The organism is Streptomyces sp., assembly GCF_035563135.1.
Taxonomy (GTDB): domain Bacteria; phylum Actinomycetota; class Actinomycetes; order Streptomycetales; family Streptomycetaceae; genus Streptomyces.
The window spans coordinates 1-9,546 of sequence record NZ_DATMVN010000282.1; the positions used below are offsets into that span (position 1 = coordinate 1).

General features: G+C 71.1%; 8 protein-coding genes. 6 read left to right on the plus strand and 2 right to left on the minus strand.

What is annotated here, in order from left to right:
* The 6 genes from VN520_RS12380 to VN520_RS12405 form a co-directional block, all read left to right on the plus strand.
* A partial coding sequence (locus VN520_RS12380; RefSeq protein WP_325746939.1) for a MinD/ParA family protein occupies positions 1 to 1,842 on the plus strand: 1,842 nt, incomplete at its 5' end.
* A gap of 197 nt (positions 1,843 to 2,039) precedes the next feature.
* Positions 2,040 to 3,914 carry an ABC transporter substrate-binding protein gene (locus VN520_RS12385; protein WP_325746940.1) on the plus strand — a complete coding sequence of 625 codons (1,875 nt, stop codon included), beginning with the start codon at positions 2,040 to 2,042 and terminating at the stop codon, positions 3,912 to 3,914.
* Between the two features lie 3 nt (positions 3,915 to 3,917).
* Positions 3,918 to 5,009, plus strand: a complete 1,092-nt coding sequence (locus VN520_RS12390; protein WP_325746941.1) for an ABC transporter permease — start codon at positions 3,918 to 3,920, stop codon at positions 5,007 to 5,009.
* Complete coding sequence (locus VN520_RS12395; protein ID WP_325746942.1) at positions 5,006 to 5,926, plus strand: ABC transporter permease; 921 nt, start codon at positions 5,006 to 5,008, stop codon at positions 5,924 to 5,926. Before VN520_RS12390 ends, VN520_RS12395 begins: the two co-directional genes overlap by 4 nt.
* On the plus strand, positions 5,923 to 6,984 hold the full coding sequence (locus tag VN520_RS12400) for an ABC transporter ATP-binding protein (protein WP_325746943.1): 1,062 nt from the start codon (positions 5,923 to 5,925) through the stop codon (positions 6,982 to 6,984). The genes VN520_RS12395 and VN520_RS12400 overlap by 4 nt, the downstream gene beginning before the upstream one ends.
* A complete protein-coding gene (locus tag VN520_RS12405; protein ID WP_325746944.1) occupies positions 6,981 to 7,976 on the plus strand; it encodes an ABC transporter ATP-binding protein in 996 nt (331 codons plus the stop codon). The genes VN520_RS12400 and VN520_RS12405 overlap by 4 nt, the downstream gene beginning before the upstream one ends.
* Positions 7,977 to 8,195: 219 nt before the next feature.
* On the opposite strand, the gene VN520_RS12410 is transcribed toward VN520_RS12405, so the two are convergent.
* Positions 8,196 to 9,149: a bifunctional riboflavin kinase/FAD synthetase gene (locus VN520_RS12410; protein WP_325746945.1), complete on the minus strand. Its 954-nt coding sequence runs from the start codon at positions 9,147 to 9,149 to the stop codon at positions 8,196 to 8,198.
* A gap of 41 nt (positions 9,150 to 9,190) precedes the next feature.
* Positions 9,191 to 9,546: hypothetical protein (locus VN520_RS12415; protein ID WP_325746946.1), on the minus strand; the 356-nt coding region annotated here is incomplete at its 5' end.

The following is a 9,546-nucleotide window of genomic DNA, read 5'->3' on the forward strand; positions in this document are numbered from 1 at the left end:
CAGCCGGTTCAGCCGAACGCGCCCGCGCCACACGGGGGTCACGGGTTCCCTCAGGCTCCGCAGCAGGGCGGTTACGGGTTCCCCCAGGCTCCGCAGCAGCCGCCCGCCCAGGGCGCACCCCAGCTGCCCCCGGCCGTACCGCAGCAGGGCGGTCACGGGTTCCCGGCCCCGCAGGCCGGCCAGCAGCCGCAGTTCCCCGCGCAGGGGGTCCCGCTCCCCCCGCAGGTATCCCAGCAGGCGGCCCAGGCCGGGCCTGACCTGCCCGTGCCGCAGCGGCCCGAGGCGTACCGGCCTCAGCCGCCCGCCCCCCAGGCTCCGCCTGTGGATCCGCGCACCGGGTCGGCCTGGCCGACGCCGGTCACCCATGACCAGCGCGAGCGCTCCGTGCCGGGCGCCCCGCTCGGCTACACGGCCGCCGTGGAGCTGTCGTCGGACCGGCTGGTCCGGGGCAAGCAGAAGGCCAGGAGCAGCCGTGCCCCGTCCGCCGCCTCCCGCTTCAAGCTGGGCGGGAAGAAGGAGGAGGCCGAGCGGCAGCGCAAGCTGGACCTGATCCGTACGCCGGTGCTGTCGTGCTACCGCATCGCGGTCATCAGCCTCAAGGGCGGAGTCGGCAAGACCACGACGACCACCGCACTCGGCTCGACCCTGGCCACCGAGCGGCAGGACAAGATCCTGGCCATCGACGCCAACCCCGACGCCGGCACGCTCGGCCGCCGGGTGCGCCGCGAGACCGGGGCCACCATCCGCGACCTGGTCCAGGCGATCCCGTACCTCAACTCGTACATGGACATCCGCCGCTTCACCTCGCAGGCGCCCTCCGGCCTGGAGATCCTCGCCAACGACGTGGACCCGGCGGTCTCCACGACCTTCAACGACGAGGACTACCGCCGGGCGATCGAGGTGCTGGGCAAGCAGTACCCGATCATCCTCACCGACTCGGGCACCGGCCTGCTGTACAGCGCGATGCGCGGTGTGCTGGACCTCGCCGACCAGCTGATCATCATCTCGACGCCGTCCGTCGACGGCGCGTCCAGCGCGTCCACCACGCTGGACTGGCTGTCGGCGCACGGTTACGCGGAATTGGTGCGGCGTTCCCTGACCGTCATCTCCGGTGTCCGTGAGACCGGAAAGATGATCAAGGTCGACGACATCGTGCAGCACTTCGAGACCCGCTGCCGCGGCGTGGTGGTCGTGCCGTTCGACGAGCACCTGGCGGCCGGCGCCGAGGTGGACCTCGACATGATGCGCCCGAAGACCCGCGAGGCGTACTTCAACCTCTCCGCGCTGGTGGCGGAGGATTTCCAGCGGGCCCAGCAGCAGCAGGGACTGTGGACGACGAACGGCGCCAGTCCGCCACCGCAGTTCGCCCCGCCGATGCCGGGACAGCCGGTGCCGGGACAGCCGATGCCCGGTCAGCAGGCGCCCGGTCAGCAGGCGCCCGGCCACCAGCAGTACGCGCCGCAGCCTCAGCCCGGTCAGCCGTATCCCGGGCAGCAGTACCCGGGGCAGCCGCCGTACCCCGCCCAGCCGCAGCAGCCCTACGCAGGACAGCAGCCGTACAGCGGCCAGCAGCCGTACGGCGGCCAGCAGCCTCCCCCGCAGGCCGCCGCGCCCCAGCAGCCGTACCCGCCGTACCCCGCCCAGGACGCGCAGAACAACGCCTGGCAGCAGACGCCGCCCTCCCAGGCCCGGCCCGGCGGGAGTCCGGCCGGGCCGCTCCCGCCGCCCGCGCACCACGATGGCCAGGCACATCAGCACGGACAACCGGAACTGCAAGGCCCCGTTCCGCCGGCGGGCCGGCAGCAGCACCCTCCGCAGCCGCCGCCGGCGTCTCAGCAGTGAGGCAGTAGAGGTCTGAACCAATGAGGGCCCGCACCGTTCACCCGGTGCGGGCCCTCAGCGCATTCCCGCAGACCACACGCGGTTTGACGGACCGTTGACGCGACTCGACCACCGCTGATAGACCTTCGCTTCACCAGCTGGCGAACCAGAGATCTTCCCACCTTCACCGTGCGAGTCCTGACGCGAGGTCCACGTTCATGGTCACAAGATTTCCACCACGCTCCTCCCGCCCACGCGGCCGCCTGCGTATCCTTCTCGCCTCCGGAGCCGCCGCACTGGCGCTCGCTGCCGGATCGGTCGTACCGGGAAACCCGCTCGCGTCCGCCCCTCAGGAGGCGCAGGCCGCCGACGGGAAGTCGACCCTCACGGTCGCGGTCGCGCAGAGCGTCGACTCCCTGAGCCCGTTCCTCGCGCAGCGGCTGCTCTCCACGAGCATCCACCGGCTGATGTATGACTACCTCACCAACTACGACGCCAAGGACAGCCACACGGTCCCCGGACTCGCCACCGAGTGGGAGACCTCGGCGGACAAGCTGACGTGGACGTACACCATCCGCTCCGACTCGAAGTGGTCGGACGGCGAGAAGGCCACCGCCGAGGACGCGGCGTGGACCTTCAACACGATGATGACCGACGAAGGAGCCGCGACCTCCAACGGCAGCTTCGTCTCCAACTTCAAGAAGGTGACCGCGCCCAGCCCGGACAAGCTGGTCATAGAGCTGAAGCGGCCTCAGGCCACGATGACGGCGCTGGATGTGCCCATCGTCCCCAAGCACGTCTGGGAGAAGGTCGGCGACTTCTCGAAGTTCAACAACGACACGAAGTTCCCGATCGTCGGCAACGGGCCGTTCATCCTGACGGACTACAAGGTCGACAGCTATGTGAAGCTCAAGGCCAACAAGGACTTCTGGCGGGGCGCGCCCAAGTTCGACGAGCTCGTCTTCCGGTACTACAAGGACCAGGACGCAGCCGTCGCCGCCCTCCGAAAGGGTGAAGTTTCCTTCGTCGCCGGCAGCCCGAGCCTGACCCCCGCGCAGGCCGCGTCGCTGAAGACCGCCGACAACATCAAGGTGAACGACGCGCCCGGCCGGCGCTTCTACGCGCTGGCGGCCAACCCCGGCGCGCAGACCAAGGACGGCAAGAAGTTCGGCGACGGCCACCCGGCGCTGCTGGACCAGAAGGTCCGCCGGGCGCTGTTCATGGCCGTGGACCGCACCACCATCATCGACAAGGTGTTCCAGGGGTACGCCGTGGAGGGCGAGGGTTACATCCCGCCGCGCTACGGCTCGTACTTCTGGAAGCCGGCGGCCGGGCAGAAGCTCGCCCACGACCCGGCGAAGGCCGCCGCCCTCCTCGACGAGGCCGGCTACAGGAAGAACAGCGCCGGCAAGCGGACCGGCAAGGACGGCAGACCGCTCGACTTCCGCATCCTGTGCCACGCCACGGACCCGAACGACAAGGCGATCGGCAAGTACCTCCAGGAATGGTGGGGCGACCTCGGCATCGGCCTGGAGGTCGACTGCCGCGACAACGTCTCCGACCCCTGGTACGCCGGTGAGTACGACCTCGCCTTCGACGGCTGGTCCGTCAACCCCGACCCCGACTTCGTCATGTCGATCCACACCTGCGCCGCGCTGCCGGCCAAGCCGAAGGAAACCGCGCAGACCGACAACTTCATCTGTGACAAGCAGTACGACGAGCTCTACGCGAAGCAGTTGGCGGAATACGACCCCGCCAAACGGGCCGACCTCGTGAAGCAGATGGAGTCGCGGCTGTACGACACGGGGTACATGAATGTCATGGCGTACCCGAATGCCGTCGAGGCCTACCGCACCGATCACATCGAGTCGATCACGACCATGCCCTCGGACGCGGGAAACATCTACGGTCAGGACGGTTACTGGAGCTGGTGGTCGGCGGTCCCGGCCGCCGGTGCGTCGGGCGGCTCGTCCGGTGACAGCGGCAGCTCCACCGGAGTCCTCATCGGTGCCGGTGTCGCCGTAGTCGTCCTCGCCGGTGGCGGGCTGCTGTTCGCCATGCGTCGTCGTTCCACCGCGGAAGACCGTGAATAGTCCATGAGCACAGAAAGCACTCCCGCGCTCCTGAAGGGCGCGGCGGGCGTGGACGGTGTGCGGACCGACGGCCCGGCTCCGGCCGGGCCGTCGGTCCGCGGTCCACGTGCCCGCAGCACGACCGCGTACCTCCGCTATGCGGCGGGCAAGCTGGCCGGTGCGGCCGTCTCGCTGTTCGCCGTGCTCGTCACGAGCTTCTTCCTGTTCCGCCTGATCCCCGGCGACCCGGTCAAGCAGATGACCGGCGGCCGGCAGGTCTCGACCGAACAGATCGCCGCGATGCGCAAGGAATTCGGCCTGGACCTGCCGCTCTGGCAGCAGTTCACCGAATACTGCGGCAAGGCCCTGACCGGGGACTTCGGTACGTCGTACCAGTTCCGTGCTCCCGTGATGGACAAGATCACCGAGGCTCTTCCCGCGACGCTGCTGCTCACCGGCACCGCGTTCGTGATCTACACGGCGATCGGCATCTGGCTGGGCGCCAGGTCCGCCTGGCGCAACGGCTCGGCGGGGGACCGCTTCCACACGGCCTTCGCGCTGACGCTGTACTCGGTGCCCTCGTTCTGGCTGGGGCTGCTCCTGATCATCACCCTGTCGGTCGGTATCGGGCCGGTCCCCGGCATGTTCCCGACCGGAGGCATGGAGTCCGGCAGCGGGAGCGGTTTCGCCCACGTCCTCGACGTGGCCCACCACCTCGTGCTGCCGGTCGTCACCCTCGTCGCCGTCGAGTACGCGCGCACCCTGCTGGTGATGCGCTCCTCGCTGCTCGACGAGATGGGCAGCGACTACCTGACGACGGCCCGCGCGAAGGGTCTGCGCGATGACCTCGTACGCCGCCGGCACGCCGTCCCGAACGCCATGCTGCCGACCGTGACGCTGCTCTTCGTCAACCTGGGCAACACGGTGGCCGGTGCCATCCTCGTGGAGACGGTGTTCTCCTGGCCCGGCCTGGGCGGGCTGTTCTACCAGGCGCTGAGCGTGCCCGACCTGCCACTGGTGCAGGCGTTGTTCTTCGTCTTCGCCGCCGCGGTGATCCTGATGAACACGCTCGCCGATGTGATCTATCCGCTCCTCGATCCCCGGGTGGGCCGATGACGACCACGACCGACGCCGCGCCGGCCATCGGCCCGCGGGCGCTGACCTGGGCCCGCCGGCGCCATGCGGCGGCCCGCTTCTGGCGGCAGTACCGCGGCCACCGGGCCGGCCTGGCCGGACTCGCCGTGCTCACGCTGATCGCCCTGACCGCGCTGGCCGCCCCGCTGCTGGTGGGTGCGGACTCGCTGAGCGTCACCGCCGCGCCGGGCGGCCCGCTGGAGGAGCCGAGCGCCGCGTTCCCCCTCGGGACCGACCAGTTCGGCCGCAGTCTGCTCGCCCTGCTGGTGTGGGGGACACGGGTCTCGCTGACCGTCGGCCTGCTCGCCGCCTTCCTCTCGGTGGCCATCGGGACCCTGGTGGGCATCACGGCCGGTCACTTCAAGGGCTGGTACGGCAATGTCGTCATGCGGATCACGGACTGGTTCCTGGTGATGCCGACGCTGGTGCTCGCCATCGCGCTGGCCACCGTGCTCTCGCGGTCCCTGTGGACGACCGTCCTCGCCATCGGGGTGACGACCTGGCCGACGACGGCGCGGCTCGTGCGCGCGCAGACGCTGTCGGTGGAGTCACGTCCGTACATCGAGCGCTCCAAGGCGCTCGGCGGCGGGCACCGCCACATCATGTCCCGCCATGTGCTGCCCAATGTGATGCCGCTGGTGCTCGCACAGACCACGCTGGTGATCTCCACCGCCATCCTCACCGAGGCGACCCTCGCCTTCCTCGGACTCGGCGATCCCACGGTCGTCTCCTGGGGCGGGCTGCTCCAGGACGCCCGTGAGGCCGGGGCGGTCAGCTCCGGCAACTGGTGGTACCTCGCTCCGCCCGGTCTCGCCATCGCGGTCGTCGCCCTCGCGTTCACGCTGTGCGGCCGCACCATCGAGACCGTGCTCAACCCCAAGCTGGGGGGTTCCCGTTGACCGCCGTCAAGACCGAGAGCGTTACGGAGCCGGGGACCGGGCAGCCCTTGCTCGACGTCCGGAACCTGCGTGTCACCTATGGTTCGGGGACCTCGGCCGTTCCCGCCGTGCGGGGGGTCGACCTGCGGATCGAGGCGGGCCAGAAGCTCGGTATCGCCGGGGAGTCCGGCTGCGGGAAGTCGACGCTGGCACTCGCGCTCCTGCGCCTGCTGCCCGCCTCCGCGACCCTGAGCGGCGAGATCCTGCTCGACGGCGAGGACGTCCTCACCATGAAGTGGGGGCGGCTGCGCGCCGTGCGCTGGGCCGGTGCGTCGATCGTCTTCCAGGGCGCGATGCATTCGCTGAACGCCGTGCACCGCATCGGGGACCAGATCGCCGAACCGATCCTGCTGCACGGCGGCGCGACACAGGCCGCCGCGCGCCGGCGGGCCGGTGAGCTGCTGGAGCAGGTGGGGCTCCCGGCCGCACGCGCGGATGCCTATCCGCACGAGCTGTCCGGCGGTCAGCGCCAGCGCGTGATGATCGCCATGGCGCTGGCCTGCGATCCTCGGCTGATCATCGCCGACGAGCCCACCACCGCCCTCGACGTGATGATCCAGGCGCAGATCCTGCGGCTGATCGAACAGCTCGTCAGCGACCAGGCCCTCGGTCTGATCATGATCAGCCACGATCTGGCGGTGCTCTCGGACACCTGCGACCGGCTGTCGGTGATGTACGCCGGCCGGGTCGTCGAGGAGGGCCCCGCCAAGCAGGTGTACGAGAAGGCCAGGCACCCCTACGGCAGCGCCCTGTCGGCCGCCTTCCCGCGCATCGGCGACCTCGCGTCGCGGCACGCGCCGCGAGGCCTGCCGGGTGATCCGCCGGATCCGTCGGCGCTGCCCTCCGGCTGTACGTTCCATCCGCGCTGCCCGGTGGCGCTGGACTCCTGCGCCACCGAGGACCAGGAACTGCGCCCGGCCGGTCCGTCCCGGCGGGCGGCCTGTGTGCTGGTGGGGCCGCAGGCCCCCGCGACGCCCGGCCCGCACGGCGGTGCCCAGGAAACAAGGAGCACCTCATGACGACCACTCCCCCGGCTCCCCTGCTCAGCGCCCAGGCGCTGAAGGTCGCCTTCCCCGGCCGGCGCGGGGCGGCGACCGCGCGGGCGGTCGACGGGGTCGACCTCGACATCCGGCCCGGTGAGATCGTCGCCCTGGTCGGTGAGTCGGGCTGCGGGAAGACGACACTGGCCCGGTCCCTGCTGGGCCTGGTGCCGCCCACGTCCGGCCGGGTGACCTTCGGGGGCGAGCCCCTCGACTACGCCGGCCGGGCGCTCAAGGCGTACCGCAAACGGGTGCAGCTGGTGCTCCAGGACCCCAGCGGTTCCCTCAACCCCCGCCACACGGTGTACGACGCGGTGGCGGAGGGCCTGCGCATCCACGGTCACGCGGGCGACGAGCGGGCGGCCGTGTCCGGGGCGCTGGCGCGGGCGGGGCTGCGGCCTCCCGAGCGGTTCTTCCTGCGGTATCCGCACGAACTGTCCGGCGGTCAGCGCCAGCGTGTCGTGATCGCGGGCGCGCTGGTCCTGGAGCCGGAGCTCATCGTCGCGGACGAGCCGGTGGCCTCGCTGGACGCGTCCGTGCGCGGCGAGATCCTGGCGCTGCTGCTGCGGCTGCGTGACGAACTGGGGCTGTCGGCGCTGGTGGTGACACATGATCTGGGGCTGGCGTGGAACATCGCCGACCGGGTGGCGGTGATGTATCTCGGCCGGATCGTGGAGACGGGTGACGTGGAGCAGATCCTCACGGCTCCACGCCACCCGTACACCCAGGCGCTGCTGTCCGTGCTCCCGGAGGCGGACGGCGAGCCGGTGATCCTCACGGGCGAACCGCCCGACCCCTCGAAGGTCCCGTCAGGGTGCCGCTTCCACGCCCGCTGCCAGATCCTCGCCTCGGGGGAGGCGGAGCGCGCGGGCGTCGCGGACGCGTGCCGCACGGAGGATCTGCCGGTCCTGGACGGGGACGGCCGGACCCAGGTCGCCTGTCACTGGGCGGCGGGGGCCGGCCTCCCCTAGGAAGCAGGCCGGCCGGGCCGGACCCGGGATTCCCCGGTGTGGTGGATCGCGCCCGTCAGCTCACCCGGAGGGCGGCGACGGTGGCCAGGGTGAAGGGCGTGCCGGTCCCATGCCGCTCACGCAGTTCGGACAGCGGTTCACGCACGTGCGCATCCTCCCGGCTCGGCCCCCTGCACCCGGCCATGCCCCGGTGCCGTCGTACGCATCACAGGAAGGGGGTCAGGCCCGTTCGTACGCCGCGATCAGCTCGCTGGAGCGCTTCACATCGGCGGCCATCGCCACGAGCAGGTCGTCGATCGACTCGAACTTCAGCATGCCGCGTACGTAGGCGAGGAAGTCCACCGCCACATGCAGTCCGTACAGGTCGAGGCCGACGCGGTCGATCGCGTACGCCTCGACGGTCCGCTCGGTGCCGTCGAACTGCGGGTTCGTGCCCACCGAGATCGCGGCGGGCATCGCCTCGCCGTTCACCGTCAGCCAGCCCGCGTACACGCCGTCGGCGGGGATCGCGGTGTGCGGCAGGGTTTCCACGTTCGCCGTGGGGAAGCCCAGCTCGCGTCCCCGCTGGGCGCCGCGCACCACGACGCCCTCGACGCGGTGCGGGCGGCCGAGGATCTCCGCGGCCCCGGCGACGTCGCCCTCGGCGACCAGACGGCGGGTGAGGGTGGAGGAGAACGGCTCGCCGCCTCCCGCGTCACCGCTCACATGGAGGTCGATGACCTCGACCCCGTAGTCGTACGTCGGGCCGAGCTCGGCGAGGAACGTGACGTCGCCCGCGGCCCGGTGTCCGAAGCGGAAGTTGGGGCCTTCGATGACCAGCTTCGCGTGCAGCTTGTCGACGAGCACCTTCACGATGAAGTCGGCGGGCGAGAGCTGTGAAAAACCGGCGGTGAACGGCAGGATCAGCACCGCGTCCACCCCCAGTCCGGCCATGAGCTCGGCACGGCGGTGGTGCGGTGCGAGCAGCGGGGGATGCGTGCCGGGCCGGACGACCTCGCTGGGGTGCGGGTCGAAGGTGACGACGACGGAGGGCACGCCGAGCTCGCGCGCCCGCTCCACGGCACGGCCGATGATCAGCTGGTGTCCGCGGTGCACCCCGTCGTAGGAGCCGATGGTGACGACGCTGCGTCCCCAGCCCTCAGGGATGTCCTCCAAGCCACGCCAGCAGTGCACTGTGACCGCTCCTCGCCCGAACCTGTGTACGTGTGTGTCCATTACGCAGGTCTAAGACTGCCATGCTCACGTCCCACGGCCTGCATCGGCATGGAGATCGCGGGCCGCGCCCCGCCCAGTTCCTCCACCGTCCGGCGGGCGCCGGGGCCCGCCACCGCGGCCCACTCCTGCGGGGCGTCCGCCGACCACCGGATGACGAGGGCCGCGAACCCCGGGATCTCCCGGGCGAGTTCGGCCAGGGCGCGGTCGAAGCGTGCCGCGCCCTCGGGTGTCCGGGCGAGCAGCGCCCCGGTGCGGTGCACCAGAGCCCGGGTGCGGGCCTCGGGGCGGCGGCCGGAACCCGTTGCGGCCGCCCGCAGCAGGGCGTCGAGAACCTCCGGGTCCTTTCCCGTGTCCT

Excerpts from the sequence above, each read along its gene's own strand:
- VN520_RS12405 (WP_325746944.1), top strand. The coding sequence starts at position 6,981 with ATGACGACCACTCCCCCGGCTCCCCTGCTCAGCGCCCAGGCGCTGAAG.
- VN520_RS12390 (WP_325746941.1), top strand. The coding sequence starts at position 3,918 with ATGAGCACAGAAAGCACTCCCGCGCTCCTGAAGGGCGCGGCGGGCGTG.
- VN520_RS12385 (WP_325746940.1), top strand. The coding sequence starts at position 2,040 with ATGGTCACAAGATTTCCACCACGCTCCTCCCGCCCACGCGGCCGCCTG.
- VN520_RS12395 (WP_325746942.1), top strand. The coding sequence starts at position 5,006 with ATGACGACCACGACCGACGCCGCGCCGGCCATCGGCCCGCGGGCGCTG.